The sequence below is a fragment of the Arthrobacter horti genome (assembly GCF_030731045.1).
GTDB lineage: Bacteria > Actinomycetota > Actinomycetes > Actinomycetales > Micrococcaceae > Arthrobacter_E > Arthrobacter_E nanjingensis.
Window position 1 is genome coordinate 23884 of the sequence record NZ_JAVALS010000009.1, and the last position, 19646, is coordinate 43529.

Consider the following 19646-nt stretch of genomic DNA (forward strand, 5'->3'; position numbering starts at 1 on the left):
AACCCGGCCGATCAGACCAGGCTAGACCGGTATATCGCCGCCACCTCTCACGGGATGAACTCGCCCCGTGCCGTGATCCACAGCCGGTACCACTGCAGCCGGTCCATCCGGGCCGCCACGGACACGGCGTCCCCGCAGGCCGCGATCCGCGCCGGACTGGTGGTCCCGATCACCGGGGAGATGGCGGCCGGGTGCCTCATCAGCCAGCCGAGCAGCACCGACTCCGGCGCCACCCCGAACTCCTCGCCCAGCTCCCGCACCAGGGCGGCGGTGGCCCGGCCGGCGTCGTCGAGCTCATCCGCCGGCACGGCTCCCGTGTAGCGGCCGTTGGCCAGCGAGCCGTACGCCTGCAGCTCGATGCCGCGGCCCATGCAGTGCTCCAGCGTGCCGTGCGGGAACGGATTGCCGGCACCTTGCCGGTGGTTGACCGTGACCCCGGAGTCCACCCAGTCACGGACGGCCAGGCTCATCTCCAGCTGATTCGCCACGATCGGAACCGTCAGGGAATCCTGCAGATACTCCATCTGCGCGGCGGACATATTGGAGACGCCGACGGCACCTATGCGGCCGTCCGCGAGCAGCTCGCTCACGGCACGGGCGGCTTCCCGGCGGTCCAGGAGCGGGTCCGGGCGGTGGAAGAGCAGGGTGTCCAGGTGGCCTGTCCGCAGGCGGGCGAGGATGCCCTCCACCCGCTCCATGATCGAGGCGTGGCTCAGGTCGTAGTAGTTGTTGAGCCCGTTCTCCCACAGCCGGATGCCGCACTTGCTCTGCAGGCGGATCTTCTCCCGCAGCCCCGGGCGGGCGGCGAGCACCTCGCCGAAGACGGCTTCCGCCTTGCCCATGCTGTAGATGTCCGCATGGTCGAAGAGTTCGACGCCGATCGCGAGCGCCGCGTCGATGGCGGCGGCCGCCCTCGCGACGTCGTCGTCCGTGTACCCGGGGGCGTCCCAGGCGCCACCCAGCCCCATGCAGCCGTAGATGAGACGTCCGGTGGGGATTTCCGCGGTGTTCATGCGCTCCACCCTTTCATGGGAAGTGCGCGTCCACCAGGGACTCCCCCGGCGCCGGTGCGTGACGTGGCCGGTGTGGGGAACGAGAATGAGAGCCGGGCGCCGCGGCACGGCCAGTCGCCCCCGGCCTCCGTCCTGCCGCTCGTCGGCGGGACACACACCACGAAGGGAAGGACACCGAACCATGGGCTCGATCTCCGTCAGCCGCATCGTCCCCGGATCCCCGGACACCGTCTGGGAACTGATCGGCGGCTTCCACGCCCTCCCCGACTGGCTGTCCTCCGTCACGGAGTGCACACCGCTGCACGGCGGCCGGGTCCGAGGCTTCACCGCTCCTGACGGTTCCACCGTCCATGAACGGCTCGTCGAGTTCAGCGACGCGGAGCGGCGTTACAGCTACACCTTCGATCAGTCGCCTTTCCCGGTGACCGGCTACCTCTCCACCCTGCGCGTTCACGCCGTCCCCGGGCTCGAGGACGCCGCGGAGGTCCAGTGGAGTGGCCGCTTCGTGCCGCAGGGCGTCAGCGCTGAGGAAGCCGAGGTGCTGTTCAGGGGAATCTATCGCAGCGGGCTGTCCTCGCTGAACAAGACGCTGTCCGCGCGGTCCGTCGCGACGGACGGGACCCCGGCCACGGCTTAGTCCGCTCCGCGCCTCAGTCCCCGCTCGGCATCACCATGGTGCGCAGGTCCAGTGTGCGCAGCACGTGGTCCGCCACCTCCGGGTCCATCCCGAGTTCCTTGCGCGCCACCAGGACCTCCTGCCGCGCGGCGTCGAGCGCGATGGTCTGCGCGGCGATCAGCAGTTCGCGGCCCTTGGCGTACTTCTCGCGCAGCTCCGCCGCCTCCGGGGATGTGCCGTCCGCTCCGCCGCCCTGCAGCTCCACGTGAAGGCCCTTGAAGCGCTGTGTCAGCAGCTTCTGCTGCTCCGGGGTCAGCTGCGCGGCGAGCTCGCTCTCCTTCAGCGCCACCAGGGACGCCTTCTGGGCGCGCCGGGCCAGCATGCGGACGGCCTCCTTCTCCTCGGACCCGTCGTCCTGGGCTTTGAGCGCCTTCATGAGTGCCGGGAGGGTGAGCCCAGGCAGTACCAGGGTCACGAGGAGGACGGTGCAGGCGATCACCAGGATCTGGTCCCGTGCGGGGAAGGCGGACCCGTCGTTGAGCACCATCGGAAGGGCGAGCGCCAGAGCCAGCGTGGCCAGCCCGCGCATGCCGCTGTAGCTGAGGATGACCACGTCTTTGAGCATTGCCCGAACATCCCCGTGGTACAGCTTCCGGCGGGTTCCCAGGTACAGCCACGTCCACAGGAACCGGACGGCGATGGCCACCACACAGACCGCGATCGCGGACGGGACCATGGCGAAGACCGCCGCGCCCTGCTGGTGGATCACCTGCCGGATATCAAGTCCCACGAGTCCGAACGCCAGGCCGGTGGCCAGCAGCTCCACCACGTCCCAGAACGCCGCCTGGCTCACCCGCTCCGTGGCATCCTCCGGACGGGCGTGCCGCTTCATCTCCAGCGCCACCACCACGACGGCGATGACGCCGGACGCGTGTACCTCCTCCGCCAGGATGTAGGAGGCGAACGGGACCACCAGGCTCACGGCCGTGCGGGCCACACCGGCCGTGACGAGCCACGTCACGAACTTCGCCGCATAACCCATGGCCACACCGATCGCCACGGCCAGGACGATGCCCAGCAGAAACTTCGGCACCAGGCTGAAGTCCAGGTCCCGGCCTGCCAGGGTGGCCGCGACGGCGGCCTGGAAGATCACGATGGCCGCGGCATCGTTGAACAGGCCCTCGCTCTGCAGGATGTTCATGAGCTTGCGGGGCATGTGGACCTTGCCGGCCACGGACTCCACCGCCACCGGGTCCGGCGGGGCCACCATGGCGCCCAGGGCGATGGCCGCGGGCAGCCCGATCCCCGGGATCAGCATCCAGGCGGTGCCTGCCACCGCGGCCGTGGTGACCGCCACAAGCCCCACCGCCAGCCACAGCAGGGTCCGCCAGCGCAGCTGGAACACTTGCCAGGAACTGCGCTGCGCGGTGGCGAACAGGAGCGGAGGCAGGAAGATCGGCAGGATCAGCTCCGGGTCGATCACGAACTCCGGGAAGCCGGGGATGAACGTCATGACCATGGCCATGAGCAGCATCAGCACCGGATAGGGCAGTTTGAGCCGGTCCCCCAGACCCACGGCCAGCACCGTGGCGAAGAGCAGTCCCATGATCAGTGCGAGCTGTTCCATGGGGCCATTCTGTCAGGCAGGCACGCCCGGTCTATCCCAAGAACTGCCGGCGCCACTGTTCCGCGAGCCAGCCGGCGAAGCGCTCGTCGTCCCAGCCGCGCTCGGCCACGAGCCGCTGCCACAGAGCACCGTCCATGGTCGCGTAGACGACGTCGGCGCATTCGGCGGCGGGGAAGACCAGCTGTCCGGTCTCCTCGGCCGAGCGGGCGTAGCGGGCGGCGACGTCGGCCAGGCGGTCCTTCCATTCGGCGAGCATCGCGCGGGCGCCGTCGTCCCCGCCGGCGGCCCCTTCGATCACCCGGAGCAACGGGGCACTGCGGCGGTTGTTCGCCGTGACGAAACGGGCATGCGCCTCGATGCGCGCACCGAGGTCGGCGATGCCCAGGATCGCCTGCATCTCCGGCCGGTCGTACAGCGGCACATTGCGCTCATCGCCGCGGAACATGGTGTGCCAGGCACTCCGGAGCAGAGCGGCCTTGTTCCCGAACGCCTTATAGACGGTCTCCGCGGAAGCCCCTGCCGCCTCGGCCACCTCGGCGATGGTCGTCTGCCCGTAACCGTGACGGACGAAAAGCTCCGTCGCGGCACGGATGATCCGTTCCCGGTTCTCCTGGGCCTTCTCCGCCCGCCGGCGCGAGTTGTACGGCCTCTTGACTGCGTCATCCATTTGGGTACATTCTAACTGTATCCAAATGTTGCGACCAAGCCGATGGAATGAGGCTGAGTGACATGACCGGCAAGGATGACTTCCTGAGCTGGTTCCGCGGACCGTGGTTCGACGCGGAACTGGCCCTCCACAACGGCGATGCCGCGCCCCGGCGGGAACTGTGGTCCCGCAATGAGCCCGTCAGCGTGCTCGGCGCCTGGCGCAACGCCGTCGGCCAGGCCGAGATCGACGCACTGTTCGCCTACCTCGCGACGAGCTTCTCCGACTGCACCTCGAGCGAGGTCGAGCTCGTGGCCTGCGACGTGGCCGGGGACCTCGCCTACACCGCGGCCCTGGAGCACACCTCCGTGTCCGTGGACGGCGCACCGCGGACGTACACACTCCGCGCCACGCAGGTCTACCGGCGAGAAGGCGGGCAGTGGAAGGTGGCCCACCGGCACGGCGACACCGTGGCCGAGTGAGCGGCCGGGAGACGACGAGGCCGTCCGCACCCCCGATCGGGAGTGCGGACGGCCTCGTTCACGCACGGCGGTGCGCCCGGCTCAGCCCTGCAGCAGGTCCCGGTGCGCCTCCCGGCGTCGCGCCTGCTCGTCCGGATCCGGCACGGGCAGCGAGGCGATGAGCCGCTTCGTGTAGTCCTGGGACGGCTGCCCCATGACCTGGCTGCCGATGCCCTGCTCCACCAGATGGCCCCGGTGCAGCACGCCCACCCAGTGAGAGAGCATGTCCACCACGGCCAGGTCGTGGCTGATGAACAGGGCCGCGAAGCCGTACTCCTCCTGCAATTCCCGGAACAGTTCCAGCACCTTCGCCTGCACGGACACGTCCAGGGCGGAGGTCGGCTCGTCCGCGATCACCAGCGGCGGGTTCAGAGCCAGGGAACGTGCCAGGGACGCGCGCTGACGCTGTCCGCCGGAGAGCTCGTGCGGGTAACGGCCGGCGTACGACGACGGCAGCTGCACCGACTCGAGCAGCTCACCCACGCGCCGTCGTGCGTCCGCCGCGCTCGGCTTGCGGTGGATGAGCAGCGGCTCCGCGATGCACTCGCCGATGGTCAGGTGCGGGTTGAAGGAGGCGGCCGGGTCCTGGAAGACGAAGCCGATGTCCTTGCGGAGCGGTTTGAAGTCGCGTTCCTTGAAGCCGTTCATCTCGTGCCCGAAGACCGTCAGGCTGCCGCCCGTGATCCGGTTCAGTCCTGCGATGGCCCGGCCGATGGTGGACTTGCCGGACCCCGACTCCCCCACCAGCCCGAACACCTCGCGCTCGGAGATGGTGAAGCTGACCCCGTCCACGGCGGTGAAGCCGGCTCGGCCGAAGCGGCCCGGGAAGGAGATCCCCAGGTTCCTGGCCTCCACCAGCACCTTGCCACCCTGGCGCAGCCGCTCCGTGGCGCCCTCCGAGGCCGAGTCGCGGCCCAGGTGCGGCACGGCGGCCAGCAGGTCCTTGGTGTAGTCCTGCTTGGGCTCGGCGAAGAGGGTCCGCACAGGGGCCTCCTCCACCACGTCACCGCGGTACATGACCACCACGCGGTCCGCCAGATCCGCCACCACGCCCATGTTGTGGGTGATGAGCACGATCGAGGTGCCGTACTGGTCCCGCAGTTCGCGGAGCAGGTCCAGGATCTCCGCCTGGACCGTGACGTCCAGGGCCGTGGTGGGTTCGTCCGCCACGATGAGGCCGGGGTTCAGGGCGAGCGCCGCAGCGATGACCACGCGCTGCTTCTGCCCGCCGGAGAGCTGGTGCGGGTAGTAGTCCACGCGAGTCTCCGGGTCTGGGATGCCCACCTTGCGCAGCGCCTCCACGGCCTTCTCCCGCGCTTCCTTGCGGCTCATCCGGTGGCCGTCCCGGGAGTGGGCGCGCAGGCCCTCGGCGATCTGCCAGCCGACCGTGAACACCGGGTTCAGGGCCGTGGACGGCTCCTGGAACACCATGGCCACGTCCCGGCCGCGGATCTTCCGCAGCTCGGCCGGGCTCACGCTCACCACGTCCCGGCCGTTGACCAGGACCACGCCCTGGCTGGTGGCCGTCTCGGGGAGCAGGCCCAGGACGGTGCGCGCCGTCACGGTCTTGCCGGAGCCGGACTCGCCCACAATGGCGAGCACCTCCCCCGGGCGGACCTGAAGACTGACGTCCTTGACGGCGGGCACATCCCCGCCGTCGGTGGCGAAGGTGACGTCCAGGTGGCTGATCTCCAGGACGGGTCCGTCCGTGGACCGCGTCGCGTCCACGTGCTTGGCTGCCGCGCTCATGCGGTGGCCTCCTTTGAGTCCACGCCACCGGCCGGGACGGCCGTGCGCTGCTTGGCGGAGCCCTTGCCGGCGCGCTTGCGGCCGCGCAGGCGGGGGTCGTTCAGATCGTTCATGCTCTCGCCCACCAGGGTCAGGCCGAGCACGGTCAGCACGATGGCGGCGCCGGGGAACACGCCCGTCCACCAGATGCCGGAGGACACGTCGGACATGGCCTTGTTGAGGTCATAGCCCCACTCGGCTGCGGACGTCGGCTCGATGCCGAAGCCCAGGAAGCCGAGCCCGGCGAGGGTCAGGATCGCCTCGGAGGAGTTCAGCGTGAAGATCAGCGGCAGGGTGCGGGTGGCGTTGGAGAAGATGTGCCGGCCCATGATGCGCCACGGGGAGGCGCCCACCACCTTGGCCGATTCCACGAACGGCTCGGCCTTCAGACGGATGGTCTCCGCGCGGATCACGCGGAAGTACTGCGGGACGAACACCACGGTGATGGAGATGGCACACGCGGCCACACCGGACCAGAAGCCCGACTGGCCGTGGCCGATCACGATCGACATGACGATGGCCAGCAGCAGGGACGGGAACGCGTAGATGGCGTCCGCGATGACCACCAGGATCCGGTCCACCCAGCCGCCCAGGTAGCCGCTGAAGAGGCCCAGGAGCACGCCGGCCACGAGGGACAGGATGACGGAGACCACGATCACCGTCACGGCGGTCTGGGCGCCCCACAAGGTCCGGGAGAACACGTCGTACCCGCCCACGGTGGTGCCCCAGAGGTGCTTCCCGCCGGGTGCGGCCTGCGCCGGGAAGGACCCGTCCGCATCCGAGATCTGGGAGTAGCCGAACGGGGCGATGACCGGGGCCAGGATGGCGGTGAGGATGAAGGCCAGGGTCACGATGGTGCCCGCGGCCAGCATGCCGCGCTGCAGGCCCACGCTCTGGCGCAGGTGGGAGATGAGCGGCAGCTTGCGCAGCCATTCGCCGCGCGGCCGGGACAGCGACGCCGGAGTGGCCGGCGTTCTCGGTTCAGTCGGGGACATCAGTACCTCACCCGGGGGTCGATCACGGCGGCCACGATGTCCACCGCGAAGTTGGTCACGGCCACGATGACGGCCAGCAGCATGACGATGCCCTGCACGGCCACGAAGTCACGGGCCGTCAGGTACTGGGCCAGCTGATAGCCCAGGCCCTTCCACTCGAAGGTGGTCTCCGTCAGGACGGCGCCGCCCAGCATGAGGGCGATCTGCAGGCCCATCACGGTGATGATGGGGATCAGGGCCGGCTTGTAGGCGTGCTTGGTCACCAGACGGTATTCGCGGACGCCACGGGAACGCCCGGCTTCCACGTAGTCCTTGCCGAGTGTGCCGATGAGGTTGGTGCGCACCAGGCGCAGGAACACGCCGGCCGTCAGCAGGCCGAGCGCGACGGCGGGGAGGATGGCGTGCTTGACGACGTCGCCGAAGGCGTCCAGATTGCCGCTGCGGAGGGCGTCCAGCCAGTAGATGCCGCTGGGTGCCGCGAGCTGGGTCATGGCCAGTTCGGTGCTGGTGGACGCACGGCCGGAGACCGGCAGCCAGTTCAGGGCCACTGAGAACGTCAGCTTGAGCAGCAGGCCTGCGAAGAACACGGGGGTGGCGTAGCCGAGGATGGCGAAGAGGCGGAGGACGGCGTCCGGCACACGGTCACGCCGGTGGGCGGCGAGCATGCCGAGCGGGATGCCGATCAGCAGCGCCACGATGAGCGCATTGATGCTCAGTTCCAGGGTGGCGGTGCCGAAGGTGGCGAGCATCTCCACCACCGGGCGGCGGTCGGAGATGGTGGTGCCGAAGTTGCCGGTGGCGATCTGGCCAAGGTATTCGACGTACTGGACCATGATGGGCCGGTCATAGCCGGCGTCGTGGATGCGGGCGTTCAGCTGGTCCTGGGGCAGGCGTCCGCCCAGAGCGGCGGTGATGGGATCACCGGTGATGCGCATGAGGAAGAACACCAGGGTGACCAGGATGAAGATGGTGGGGAAGATGAGCAGGAAACGGACCAGGATGTACCGGCCCAGCCCGCCTCCGCTTTTGGCGGTGGCCGCGGGGCTGAGCGCCTCCGGCGTCTCGGCTTCGACGATGGATGACATGCGGAACCTCGTGTCGTGGGGAGGATGACCGTGAATGCGGCATGAGCAGGGGCGGGGATCACTCCCCGCCCCTGCTCATGGCATTACTTGGAAACGGAACCCAGGCGGAACTTGAACGAGGCGTCCAGGGTCTCTTGGACACCCTTGACGTTGACGCCGGAGACGGCCACCTGCGCGCCCTGCAGCAGCGGGAGCGTGGAGATGTCCGCGGCCAGCAGCTTCTGGACATCCTGGATGTCCTTCTCGCGCGTGGCCTTGTCCTTCTCGGTGAGCTGCTTCTCGATCAGCGCGTCCACCGCGGGGTTGGAGTAGTGGTTGTTCTCGAAGCCGCCCTTGGGGAAGAACGGGGTGAGGTAGTTGTCCGGGTCGGAGAAGTCCGGGAACCAGCCGAGCTGGTAGACCGGGTACGCGTCCGCCTTGGAGGCCTTGTTGTAGGTCACCCACTCGGCGGACTGCAGGTTCACCTTGAACAGGCCGGACTTCTCCAGCTGGTCCTTGACCATGGCGTACTCGTCGCCGGAGGACTTGCCATAGTGGTCCGGGTTGTACTCGAGGTTCAGGTTCACCGGGGTGCTGACGCCGGCGTCGGAGAGGACCTTCTTGGCCTTGTCCGCACTGGGCTTGCCGCCGTCGCCGTAGATGTCCTTGAACGACTCGGTGGCGCCGAGGAAGCCGGACGGGACGTTGGAGAACAGCGGCAGGTAGGTGCCCTTGTAGACCTGGTCCGCGATGGCCTGGCGGTCCACCAGGTTGGCGACGGCCTGGCGGACCGCGTGGGCCTTGGCCGGGTCCGCCTCCGGGGTCTTGGCGCCGAACGGCATGGTGTTGTAGTTGAAGACCACGTACCGCATCTCGCCGCCGGGGCCGATGTGGACGGTGACCTTGGAGTCCTTCTTGAGGTCATCGATGTCCGTGGCGCTCAGGCTGCGGTTGGCGACGTCGATGCTGCCGTTCTGGATCTCGAGCTTCATGTTGCTCTGGTCCGTGTAGTACTTCACCGTGGCACCGGAGTTGGCCGGCTTGCCGAGCAGGCCCTGGTAGCCGTCGAACGGCTTGAAGCTGACCAGGGTGTTCTTGTTGTACGAGTCGATGGTGTACTGGCCGGCGAACGGCTTGCCCTTGACGATGGCGTCGTCGTCGAGGATCTTGTCCGCGGGGAAGACCTGGTGATCCACGATGGGGCCGGCCGGGCTGGAGAGGATCTGCGGGAAGGTCTGGTCATTGCCCTGCTTCAGGGTGAAGACCACGGTGGTGGGATCCGGCGCCGCGATGGACGCGATGTTGCCCAGGAGGCTTGCGGGGCCGTTGGGGTCGTTGATCTTGATCTGACGGTCGAAGCTGAACTTCACGTCCGTGGAGGTCAGGTCGTTGCCGTTGGCGAACTTCAGGCCCGACTTGAGCTTCACCGTGTACGTGGTGGGGGTGGTGAATTCGGCCGAGGTGGCGATGTCCGGCTGCGGCTCCGCACTGCCGGGCTTGGAGTTCATCAGGAACGGGAACACCTGGTTCATGATCATGAACGAGCCGTTGTCGTAGGAACCTGCGGGGTCCAGCGCGGTGACCTTGTCCGTGGTGCCGTAGGCGATGATGTTGCCGCCACCGCTGCCACCGGTCGAGGACCCGCCGCCTCCGGACGGGCCTGTGCAGGCGGCCAGGGCGAGGGCGGATACCCCGGCCAGCGCGAAGACGCCGCGCCGGGTGATGTTGTTCTGTGCCATGCGAGAACTTCCTTGTCCGTCTTCCGGCGCGGGGTGCACACGCCAGTGAAACCCGGACGACATGTGAAAGAAGTGTTGCCGGTCCGGGCCAGTGGCAACAGTACCCACTGTGATGCGCGACACACAACACCTGTTTACCAAAGTGTGACCCAGGGATCATGGGCCGAGCAGGCGGTGAGGGGACGACGGCGGCCGAGCCCCGTCGTCGTCGCTTCGCCTGCCGCTGTTCATCGGCGAGCGAATACGCGGCACCTCTGGACCCGCCCCGGCAGGGGCGACAGAATCGCCTCAGTGCCTCATCAGGCCCGTGCCGCATCAAGCCGGCGACTTATCAACCCTGTGCCGTATTCAGCCCGCCGATCCCTGGAGTGCCCATGCCCGGTCCTGTCGTCTCCTCACGCATCCTGAACATCCCCACCGGCAACGTCGACGGTGCCTTGCCGCTGGTGGGCCCACTGCCGGACACCCCGTACGACCCGGGCGCCGCCGCGGAGGCCGGGCTGGGCGACATCTCCTACGGTCAGCCGGCCAGCCTGTTCCCGTACACGGCGCAGGACGGGTACTCACGGGTGCTGGAGCCGCGGGAGGTCCGCACCGTGACCCTGGAGAACCGGCACCTCCGGGCGGTGTTCCTGCCCGAGTGGGGCGGTCGGCTGTGGGAGCTGTTCGACAAGGCCGGCGGCAAGCACCTGCTCCACACTCAGAACTCGCTGCAGCTGGCCAACTTCGCGCTGCGGAACGCCTGGTTCGCGGGCGGGATCGAGTGGAACATCGGCACCCGCGGTCACTCCCCCAGCACCTGCGAACCTCTGCATCACGGGGTGGTGACGGGCCCGGACGGCCAGGAGGTCCTGCGGATGTGGGACTACGAACGACTCCGCGGACTGGTCTTCCAGGTTGACGCCTGGCTGCCGGAGGACTCGCGCGTGCTGTTCGTGTCCTTCCGGGTGAGCAACGCACAGGACCACGAGGTGCCGCTGTACTGGTGGACCAACGCCGCCGTGCCGCAGGACCCGCACAGCCGGGTGCTGGCGCCCGCCACGGAGTCGTACTCGAGCGACTACCGGAGCATCGTGAAGGTGGACCCCACCGCATTCGAGGGACGGGACTGCACCTGGCCCGCCCGCAATGCGCACGCGGCGGACTTCTTCTTCGACCTGCCGGAGCACGGCCGGCGCTGGATCCTGAACGCGGACCGCGACGGCGACGGCCTGGCCATGCTGTCCACGGAGCGGCTGCGGGGCCGCAAGCTCTTCGTGTGGGGCGACGGCACGGGCGGGCGCCACTGGCAGCGGTGGCTCTCGCCCGACGGGGGCGAGTACGCCGAGATCCAGGCCGGCCTGGCCCAGACCCAGTTCCAGCATCTGCCACTGCCGGCCCGCACGGCCTGGACGTGGACGGAGGCCTACGGCAACGCTGCCGTGACGCCCTCCGCAGCGCACAGCGAGGACTGGGGCGCCGCCGTCGCGCATTCAGCCGAGCGGGTGGAGACGCTGCTCAGCAGCGCCGATCTGGCTGCGGCGCACGCCGAGGCGGACGGTTTCCGCGACGCTCCCGTGCGGGTGCTCGGGGCGGGGAACGGCTGGGGTGCGCTGGAGTCGCTGTCCCGGGCGGAGCCGATCGATTCGGCCGCGACGCCGTTCCCGGAATCCTGGCTGGGGCCCGAGCAGGCACCGTGGGTGGGGCTGCTGCGGGAAGGGACGTTCGCTGGGGCGCCGTCCTTCGTGGCCGGCCCGGAATGGGAGGCGCGGCTGGCCGCACTGCCCCCGACAGCGGAGACGCTGCTGCACCGGGCGCTGATCGCGCACGGGGCCGGGCTGGGCGACCGGGCGCGCGGGCTGTATACGGAGTCGCTGGGGCTGCGGGAATCGGCGCTCGCCCGCCGGGGGCTGGCGCTGCTGGCGCACGACGGCGGGGCCGACGAGGAAGTCGTTGAACATTACCGCGCGGCGTGCCTGGCCGCGCCCGGGGACCGGCGGCTGCTGGCCGAGGCGGCGGAGGCGATGCTGGATACCCAGGCGCCCGCGGATGCGCTGGAATTGCTGGACCGGGTGTCCTTGGACGATCCGGCGGCGCAGTTCCACGGACGGCTGCTCCTGCTGAAGGCACGGTCGTTGGCCGGGCTGGGGCGTCTGGATGAGGTGGCTGCGCTGCTGAAGGCCGGGATCGAGGTGCCCGATCTGCGGGAGGGCGTGAACGTACTCCGCGAGCTATGGGAGGCCGCCGTCCCGGGCGAGCCGCTCCCGGTGGAGTACGACTTCACCATGAGCTGAGGTCCCTACCGCTTTCCCCGCCCTTGTGGGCATTCCCCGCCGCTTCAGCGCAGGGGAAACTCCACAAAGGCGGGGAAAGCCAGGGGAGATGCTGCGCGCCGGGAACACGGCCGGCCCCGGGCAACGCAAAAGGCCCCCGAACGTTTCCGTTCCGGGGCCTTCTCGGTAGCGGTGCCGGGACTCGATCCCGGGACCTCACGATTATGAGTCGTGCGCTCTAACCAGCTGAGCTACACCGCCACGGATGAGCAAAGCCCGTGCCAAGCCGGTCAATCGCCGCCTTGACACGGGCCTCTCATCCAGAGCCCCCTGCCGGAATCGATCCGGCGACCTCGTTCTTACCAAGAACGCGCTCTACCACTGAGCTAAGGGGGCAACGAAGAAATACTTTACCGGATCCGGGGCCGAGTGCAAAATCGAGAAGCCCGCAAAGCCCCCACTTTGACGCAGATCACATCCGCCCAGCTCAGAACCGCTTTGGCCACCCGTTCAGGACGGCAGCCGGAGCACCTGCCCGGGGAACAGATACGCCGGATTCGGGACCATCCAGGCGTTCAGCGCGGCAAGCTCGCCGGTGTCCACGCCCCACCGCTCCGCGATCACCTCCAGGGTGTCCCCCTCCCCCACCGTCACGCTCGCCGGACGGGGCAGAGGCCGCTGAACCACGACGACGCCGGGGCCCGCCTCGGCAGGGCCCTCACTCGGCGCGCCGGGCGCCGGAGAGTCATCGACGGCGTCGCTGGACGCAACAGCCTCCCCAGCCGCCTCTTGGCCGCCTCCAGCGGCCGGCCAGGGCGCCGCAGCGTGCCGGGGCGCGCCGTCGTCGTCGATGTCCTGCACCGTGTTGTCCACCTCATTAAACGCGCGGAGGCGCTCACCCTGAGGGTGAACGCCTCCGTCCGGAGTATCAGCTACCACGAGTTCCGTCCGCCGAAGTTGCCCTTGTTGTGGCGCGGCTTGCGCTGCCCGAAGCTCTCGCCACGGTCGCCGCCCGAACGCTGCTCACCGTAGCCGCCACGCGGCCGTTCCCCGTATCCGCCGCGGGAACCACTGTCCCGATCATAGCCACGGTCACTGCGCTCGGAGTAGGCCCGGCCGCCGCGGTCGGCGCTGCTGCGCTCGCCGCCGAAGCCACGGTTGCCGCCACGCTCGCCACCGAAGCCTCGGTCACCGCGATCGCCGCGGTCGCGGTTGAAGCCGCCTTCATCAGACTTACGGAATTCCTTCTTGAATCCTCCGTTGCCCTTGAAGTTGCCGCCACGGCCGCCGCCGCCGAAGCCACGGTCGCCGCCACGATCCCCACCGCGGTCGTTGCGCTCACGGTTGGGACGGCGCCCGTTGTCCAGCTCCAGGTGGATCAGCTCTCCGCCGATCCGGGTGCGGGACAGCGCGGCCCACTGGTCCTTGCTCAGCTCGGCCGGCAGTTCCACCAGGGTGTGGTCGGCACGGATGTCGATGCCACCGATCTGCGACGAGGAGAATCCGCCCTCGTTGGCCAGGGCGCCCACGATCGAGCCCGGCAGCACGCGCTGACGGCGGCCGACGGCGATGCGGTACGTCGCGTTGCCCTCGGTGACCGAGCGGGACGGGCCGCGGGTGCCGAAGCCGTCCTTGTTGCGCTCGCGCTTCTGGAACTCGGGGGTGGACGGCAGTTCCTTGACGAAGAACGGCTCGTCACCCTGGACCATGACGGCCAGGGCGGCGGCGATCTCCGCGGCGGGAACGCTGTGCTCCTCCTCGTAGGAGGCGATCAGGTCGCGGAACACGGAGACGTCCTCGGATTCGAGAGTCTCGGTGATCTGGTCCGCGAACTTGCTCATGCGCAGGGAGTTGACCGTCTCCGCGGTGGGCAGGTGCATCTGCTCCACGCTCTGGCGGGTGGCCCGCTCGATGGCGCGCAGCAGGTACTTCTCACGCGGGGTCATGAACAGGATCGCGTCGCCCTTGCGGCCGGCACGGCCGGTGCGGCCGATGCGGTGCACGTAGCTCTCCGTGTCGTGCGGGATGTCGTAGTTGACCACGTGGCTGATGCGCTCCACGTCCAGACCACGGGCCGCGACGTCGGTGGCCACCAGGATGTCGATCTTGCCCTCGCGCAGGGCCTCCACGGTGCGCTCACGCTGAGCCTGAGCGATGTCACCGTTGATGGCGGCGGCCTGGAAGCCACGGGCCTTCAGCTTGTCCGCCAGGTCCTCGGTGGCCATCTTGGTGCGCACGAAGGCGATGACGCCGTCGAACTCCTCGACCTCCAGGATGCGGGTCAGCGCGTCCAGCTTGTGCGGGCCCATGACCTGCACGAAGCGCTGGCGGATGTTGGCGCCCGTGGTGGTCTTGGACTTGACCGAGATCTCTTCCGGGTTGTTCAGGTACTGCTTGGACATGCGGCGGATCTGGCCCGGCATGGTGGCGGAGAACAGGGCGACCTGACGGTCTTCCGGGGTCTCCTGGAAGATCTTCTCCACGTCATCGGCGAAGCCCATGCGCAGCATCTCGTCGGCCTCGTCCAGCACCAGGTACTGAAGCTCGGAGAGGTCCAGGGAACCCTTCTCCAGGTGGTCGATCACACGGCCGGGGGTGCCGACGACGACCTGCGCACCACGGCGCAGACCGGCCAGCTGCGGGCCGTAGGCGGAACCGCCGTACACGGGCAGGACGGTGAAGTCCTCCATGTGTTTGGCGTAGGAGGTGAAGGCCTCGGCCACCTGGAGCGCCAGCTCGCGAGTCGGTGCGAGCACCAGCGCCTGGGTGGCACGGGACGGGCCGTTGGTGTCGTGCAGTTCGGCCATGCGGGAAAGGGCCGGGATGGCGAACGCGGCGGTCTTGCCGGTACCCGTCTGGGCCAGGCCGACGACGTCGCGGCCTTCCAGCAGCAGCGGGATGGTGGCGGCCTGGATGGGGGACGGCTTCTCGTAGCCGACGTCCTTCAGGGCGGCCAGCACGCGGCCGTCGATGCCCAGATCGGTGAACTTGACGGCGTCGTCGTCCTCATCCTCGGACGGCTCGGCGTCTTCGGAACGCTCGACGGCGGTCTCAGCCACAGCGGCAGGCGCCTCGTCGGCGGCGGGGGTGGCGGCGTCGTCGTTCAGCTCAGCTTCGACGGTGGCGGTTTCGGGGGTCTCGGCCAGGGTCTCCTGGACGGTGTTTTCCTCGATGGATGCGTTTTCGGACATGCGGAAGGAACCTCATTAATTCCAGCCGGGCGGCGCACCACTGATGAGTAGGGTGGCGGCCGCATACGGGCACCGGAGACGGTTTGACCCGGTGCTCGGAAACCCAGCGCTCTTGCAATCCCATGGCCAGGCATCCCACTGCACACCGTCGCTCTCCCAGCGAGTCCCGCGCAGCGCTTACTTCCGAGCATCCTTGTGCTCAGCCGGCCGTTCCATGAAATATGCCCGCACACCCTGCGGACCCCTTGTTCGACCTGTCCTGCCTCAAAAATTGGGCAGGATGTATGGAAAACCGGAATTGGGGGATGCATCCATCATACGGGATGGACTTGCCTGCGTGCTACGGGGTGTTCCTGTTAGCTTCCCCACACCGGGCCATCAGCCGGGTTGAGTGCTCAGTAGTGGCGGGTTCGAGCGCCGCCAAGCCACCACAAGTGAGCACTCAGCGTCAGAGGGCGCGGCCCAGGCGGCGCTCCAGCTTCTCAAACTCCTCGTGATACTCCTCCTGAAGCACGATGTGCCCGTCCGCCTCGGCGTCGCGCAGCGCGTCCACGAGCTCCAGGCTCGGTTCGCTGAACCACTGACCGATCGTCACACCGTGCTCGGGGACGTAGTTGCGGTGGATGTGGTCCCCGGCCTTGATGGATCCCGGCTTGATGACACGCAGATAGCAGCCCACGCGGCCGGCCTCGGTGAACCGCTTCACCCAGCGTTCCTCCTGGACGTGGCGCTGGAACGTGGAGCACGGCACCCGCGGCGACGTCACTTCGAGTTCGACGTCCGTGCCGATCCTCCAGCGCTCACCGATCACGGCGTTCGTGGTCTCCACGCCGCTCACGCGCAGGTTCTCCCCGAAGTAGCCCGGGGCGATCTCCCGGCCGAGCTCCGAGGCCCAGAAGTCGGCGTCGTCCTGGGAGAAGGCGTAGACGGCCTGGTCGAAGCCGCCGTGATTGGCGCGGTCCGCCTGGACGTCGCCGTGCAGGCCCAGCCGGTGCACGGTGACCGGGCCTTCGACGGGGCGCTTGTCGATGGCGGTCACCCCCACGCGGCCCTCCACGTCAGGGTGCAGTTCATGGACTCGGCAGACGGCCAGCAGGGTTCCCGGGTGCATACCCCCAGCCTAGCCCCGTCGCCGAGACAGTGGCTTTCCGCTGAGACAGTGGGTTTAAACCACTGTCTCAGCGGAAACCCACTGTTTCAGCGGTAGGGTGGCCCGCATAATCCGGTGCCCTACGGCTCGAAGCGGTATCCCATGCCGGGTTCGGTGAGCAGGTGCCGGGGGCTGGCCGGGTCCTTCTCCAGCTTGCGGCGCAGCTGGTTCAGGTACACCCGCAGGTACTGGGTCTCCTTGGCGTATGCCGGGCCCCACACCTGCAGGAGCAACTGCTGCTGGCTGACCAGACGGCCCTGGTTGCGCACCAGGATCTCCAGGATGCTCCATTCCGTCGGGGTGAGGCGGACCTCGGCGCCGTCGCGCGTGATCTTCCGGGCGGCCAGGTCCACGGTGAAGTCGGCCCCCTGCACCTGCGGGACCTCATGGGTGACGGCGGAGCGCCGCGTCGCAGCCCGCAGCCGGGCCATGAGCTCCTCGATGCCGAACGGCTTGGTGACGTAGTCGTCCGCCCCGGCGTCCAGGGCCGCCACCTTGTCATGCGAGCCGTGCCGCGCGGACAGCACGATCACGGGGACCTCGCTCCACTGCCGCAGCCAGCGGATGAAGTCCACGCCGTCGCCGTCGGGCAGTCCGAGGTCCAGGATCACCACCTCCGGCTTCTCCTCCGCCGCCAGCCGCCGCGCCACCGCCTCATTGGGCGCCAGCACGCACTGGTAGCCGTGGACCTTGAAGTTCAGCTGGAGCGCCCGGGCGATGCCGTGCTCGTCCTCCACCACCAGGACCTTGGTCACCGCTCCGCCTCCGTGTCATGCCCTTCCGCCAGCGGCAGGGTCACCACCATAGTGACACCTCCGCCGGCGGTCGCCTCGGCCCGGAGCCGCCCGCCCATGACCTGGGTGAATCCGCGCGCCACCGCCAGACCCAGCCCCACGCCGCGGACGCCGTCCTGGGTGGAGTCGTCCATGCTCTGGAACGGCTGGAACAGCTCTTCCTGGTGCGCCAGGTCCATCCCCGGACCGTGGTCCTCCACCAGAAGTTCCGCGGCGGGCCGGTTCCTCAGAGTCGCGCTGTTCCGGACCATGATCCTGATCCGACTGCCCCGCCCGTGCCGGACGGCGTTCTCCGCGATGTTGGCCACCACCCGCTCCAGCATGCCCGCGTCCGCCAGCACGGGCGGATGCCCGGCGACCTCCACGGTGACCAGTTCCGCCGGGACGTGATGCAGCGCCCGGTCCATGACGTCCGTCCAGCGGACGGGGCCCAACAGCGGCGCGGCCGACTCTCCCGTGAGGCGCGACATGTCCAGCAGATTCGCCACCAAGGAGGAGAGCCGGTCCGTGTACTCCTCGATCGTGGCGAGCAGTTCCGCCTGCTCCTCCGGCGTGAATGTGACGCCCGGAAGCCGCAGTGTGGCGACATTGAGCTTCACGCCGGCGATCGGGGTCCGCAGATCATGGGACACCGCCTGCAGGATGGCCGTGCGCATCACATTGCCCTCGTTCAACCGGGCGTTCTCCCGCTGGCTGATCACCAGCTCCTGCCGCTCGCGCACGGCCACCACCAACGCCACGAACGCACCGAGCAGGTGCTGCTGCCGCGCGTCGAGCTCACTGCCACCCACCAGCAGACGGTACTGATCGCCGACGGCGACGGCGGCTCCCGCGGCCGCCGAACGCGCCGGAGCCTCGGCTGAGGTGCTGGCCAGCAGGCGTTCCACCTGCGGCGCGTTGGGTGAGGCGGCGTCGTCGTCCACGGCCAGCAGGGAGACGGGACGGCCGTCCAGCGTCTCGCTGAGGCGGCGCAGGAAGGATTCGAGGGAGTCGTCCGAGCCGAGGATGCGCAAAGCCAGGCTGTTCAGCAACGACGCCTCATCGCGCGCCTGCTCCGCCTGCGCCGCACGGCGCCCGGCAAGCCCCACGGCGATACCCATGGAGCAGGCCACCACCAGGAAGATCGCCAGCGTCACGGCGTCCTGCGGATCCACCAGGTGGAAGGAACCGATGGGCTGCGTGGAGAACAGGTTGAGCATCACCATGGCGATCAGGGACGCCACCACAGCCGGCCACACCCCGCCGAGCGCGGCGACCAGCACGGCGCCCGCCAGGTGCAGCAGGAGGACTGTGGTGAACGTCCGGAAGCCGGCCGCCGTGGCCACGAGTTCGATCGTGACCGGCAGTGCCACCGCCAGGACCAGGCCCAGCCCGGGCCGCTGCACACCGAAGATCAGGCGGCTGAAGCCGCGGATCCGCTCCCAGGGCTCAGTGTCCGTCATGGCTCCAGTCTGTCAGGCCGGCCGCCCTTCCGGTCCGCGTGGGCAGCCCTCCCCATGACATTCGCGGTCCCTCGGCCTGGGCGCTCAGTACACTGGCTCGTGGGCCGGCCGGGCCCCGTTCCGTGGGAGGAAGTCACAGTGCCAGCAGAGGACCAGCCAGCGGTGCCGCATCCGCCAGGGCACGACGGCGGGACGCGGACTCCCGGGGACGGCGCAGGACGTCGGGGCGAAGGGACGGCGCCGGCGCCGCCATGGCAGCCTCCCGCACCGCCGCTGGACCCCGAGCTGGTCAGCCAGGGCGCCGACGCGGTGGCCAATGGAGGCGTGTTCCCGGGCCGGCGGGAGAGTTTCCAGGACGAACTGAACCGGACTCAGGACAAGGACCTGGCCGCCGCAGCGGCCCAGCAGCGCAAGCGCAGGACCCGCCGGACCGTGGTGATCTCGCTGGGCGTGACCGCGCTCCTGGCAGGCACCATCGCCGCCGTCGTCTCCAGTCAGGATGACGGCAGTGACTACGCCGAGGTGTGCACGGACCAAAGCACCCAGCTGCGGGTGGACGATTCGAACTGCGACAGCTCCGCGGGCCGCGGCAGCCACGTGTACGGCTGGTACTTCTTCGCCCGCGGCTCCATGATCCCGTCCGTCGGTTCCTCGGTGCGGGGCCTCTCGGGAGGCACGTCCACGCTCCCCTCCGGCACGACGGCGGCCAAGGGCTTCTCCTCCAGCGGCGGCAGCTTCTCCAAGGGCACCACCAGCAGGGGCGGCTTCGGCGGCAGCTCCGACGGCGGCAAGAGCTCGGGAGGCTGAT

The 19646-nt window shown here is 69.0% G+C and carries 16 protein-coding genes and 2 tRNA genes; 4 read left to right on the forward strand and 14 right to left on the reverse strand.

Features of this window, described 5'->3' with window-relative positions; genetic code table 11:
* Positions 1 to 47 precede the first annotated feature (47 nt).
* Positions 48 to 1013, reverse strand: a complete 966-nt coding sequence (locus Q9R02_RS12270; RefSeq protein ID WP_305996989.1) for an aldo/keto reductase — start codon at positions 1011 to 1013, stop codon at positions 48 to 50.
* Positions 1014 to 1194: 181 nt separating this feature from the next.
* On the opposite strand from Q9R02_RS12270, the gene Q9R02_RS12275 reads away from it, so the two are divergent.
* Positions 1195 to 1650 carry an SRPBCC family protein gene (locus Q9R02_RS12275; RefSeq protein WP_305996990.1) on the forward strand — a complete coding sequence of 152 codons (456 nt, stop codon included), beginning with the start codon at positions 1195 to 1197 and terminating at the stop codon, positions 1648 to 1650.
* Positions 1651 to 1663: 13 nt separating this feature from the next.
* On the opposite strand, the gene Q9R02_RS12280 is transcribed toward Q9R02_RS12275, so the two are convergent.
* Both Q9R02_RS12280 and Q9R02_RS12285 read right to left on the reverse strand, forming a co-directional pair.
* On the reverse strand, positions 1664 to 3256 hold the full coding sequence (locus Q9R02_RS12280; RefSeq protein WP_305996991.1) for a Na+/H+ antiporter: 1593 nt from the start codon (positions 3254 to 3256) through the stop codon (positions 1664 to 1666).
* 31 nt (positions 3257 to 3287) lie between these two features.
* Positions 3288 to 3923, reverse strand: coding sequence for a TetR/AcrR family transcriptional regulator (locus tag Q9R02_RS12285; protein ID WP_305996992.1), 636 nt, complete (start codon positions 3921 to 3923; stop codon positions 3288 to 3290).
* A 62-nt stretch (positions 3924 to 3985) separates the two neighbouring features.
* On the opposite strand from Q9R02_RS12285, the gene Q9R02_RS12290 reads away from it, so the two are divergent.
* Positions 3986 to 4384 carry a nuclear transport factor 2 family protein gene (locus tag Q9R02_RS12290; RefSeq protein WP_305996993.1) on the forward strand — a complete coding sequence of 133 codons (399 nt, stop codon included), beginning with the start codon at positions 3986 to 3988 and terminating at the stop codon, positions 4382 to 4384.
* 81 nt (positions 4385 to 4465) lie between these two features.
* Here the strand turns inward: Q9R02_RS12290 and Q9R02_RS12295 are convergent, their stop codons facing one another.
* From Q9R02_RS12295 to Q9R02_RS12310, 4 genes are all read right to left on the reverse strand, one after another.
* A complete protein-coding gene (locus tag Q9R02_RS12295; RefSeq protein ID WP_305996994.1) occupies positions 4466 to 6172 on the reverse strand; it encodes an ABC transporter ATP-binding protein in 1707 nt (568 codons plus the stop codon).
* Positions 6169 to 7206 carry an ABC transporter permease gene (locus Q9R02_RS12300; protein ID WP_425279276.1) on the reverse strand — a complete coding sequence of 346 codons (1038 nt, stop codon included), beginning with the start codon at positions 7204 to 7206 and terminating at the stop codon, positions 6169 to 6171. Before Q9R02_RS12300 ends, Q9R02_RS12295 begins: the two co-directional genes overlap by 4 nt.
* A complete protein-coding gene (locus Q9R02_RS12305; RefSeq protein ID WP_305996995.1) occupies positions 7206 to 8291 on the reverse strand; it encodes an ABC transporter permease in 1086 nt (361 codons plus the stop codon). Before Q9R02_RS12305 ends, Q9R02_RS12300 begins: the two co-directional genes overlap by 1 nt.
* An 83-nt stretch (positions 8292 to 8374) precedes the next feature.
* Positions 8375 to 10009: an ABC transporter substrate-binding protein gene (locus Q9R02_RS12310; RefSeq protein WP_305996996.1), complete on the reverse strand. Its 1635-nt coding sequence runs from the start codon at positions 10007 to 10009 to the stop codon at positions 8375 to 8377.
* Between the two features lie 374 nt (positions 10010 to 10383).
* On the opposite strand from Q9R02_RS12310, the gene Q9R02_RS12315 reads away from it, so the two are divergent.
* Positions 10384 to 12282 (forward strand): DUF5107 domain-containing protein, encoded by a 1899-nt coding sequence (locus Q9R02_RS12315; RefSeq protein WP_305996997.1) that lies wholly within the window; start codon positions 10384 to 10386, stop codon positions 12280 to 12282.
* Between the two features lie 166 nt (positions 12283 to 12448).
* On the opposite strand, the gene Q9R02_RS12320 is transcribed toward Q9R02_RS12315, so the two are convergent.
* The 7 genes from Q9R02_RS12320 to Q9R02_RS12350 all read right to left on the reverse strand — a co-directional run bounded on the left by Q9R02_RS12320 (position 12449) and on the right by Q9R02_RS12350 (position 18838).
* Positions 12449 to 12522 (reverse strand) — tRNA-Met (locus Q9R02_RS12320).
* A gap of 63 nt (positions 12523 to 12585) precedes the next feature.
* Positions 12586 to 12657 (reverse strand) — tRNA-Thr (locus tag Q9R02_RS12325).
* Positions 12658 to 12771: 114 nt separating this feature from the next.
* On the reverse strand, positions 12772 to 13134 hold the full coding sequence (locus Q9R02_RS12330) for a LysM peptidoglycan-binding domain-containing protein (protein ID WP_305996998.1): 363 nt from the start codon (positions 13132 to 13134) through the stop codon (positions 12772 to 12774).
* 59 nt (positions 13135 to 13193) lie between these two features.
* Complete coding sequence (locus Q9R02_RS12335) at positions 13194 to 15452, reverse strand: DEAD/DEAH box helicase (RefSeq protein WP_305996999.1); 2259 nt, start codon at positions 15450 to 15452, stop codon at positions 13194 to 13196.
* 448 nt (positions 15453 to 15900) lie between these two features.
* On the reverse strand, positions 15901 to 16563 hold the full coding sequence (locus Q9R02_RS12340) for an MOSC domain-containing protein (protein ID WP_305997000.1): 663 nt from the start codon (positions 16561 to 16563) through the stop codon (positions 15901 to 15903).
* Between the two features lie 119 nt (positions 16564 to 16682).
* Entirely contained in the window at positions 16683 to 17357 is a 675-nt protein-coding gene (locus tag Q9R02_RS12345; RefSeq protein WP_305997001.1) for a response regulator, read from the reverse strand.
* A complete protein-coding gene (locus Q9R02_RS12350) occupies positions 17354 to 18838 on the reverse strand; it encodes a sensor histidine kinase (RefSeq protein WP_305997002.1) in 1485 nt (494 codons plus the stop codon). The genes Q9R02_RS12345 and Q9R02_RS12350 overlap by 4 nt, the downstream gene beginning before the upstream one ends.
* A gap of 138 nt (positions 18839 to 18976) precedes the next feature.
* Between Q9R02_RS12350 and Q9R02_RS12355 the strand changes: the two genes are divergently transcribed.
* Positions 18977 to 19645, forward strand: coding sequence for a Tat pathway signal protein (locus tag Q9R02_RS12355; RefSeq protein WP_305997003.1), 669 nt, complete (start codon positions 18977 to 18979; stop codon positions 19643 to 19645).
* Position 19646 lies beyond the last annotated feature (1 nt).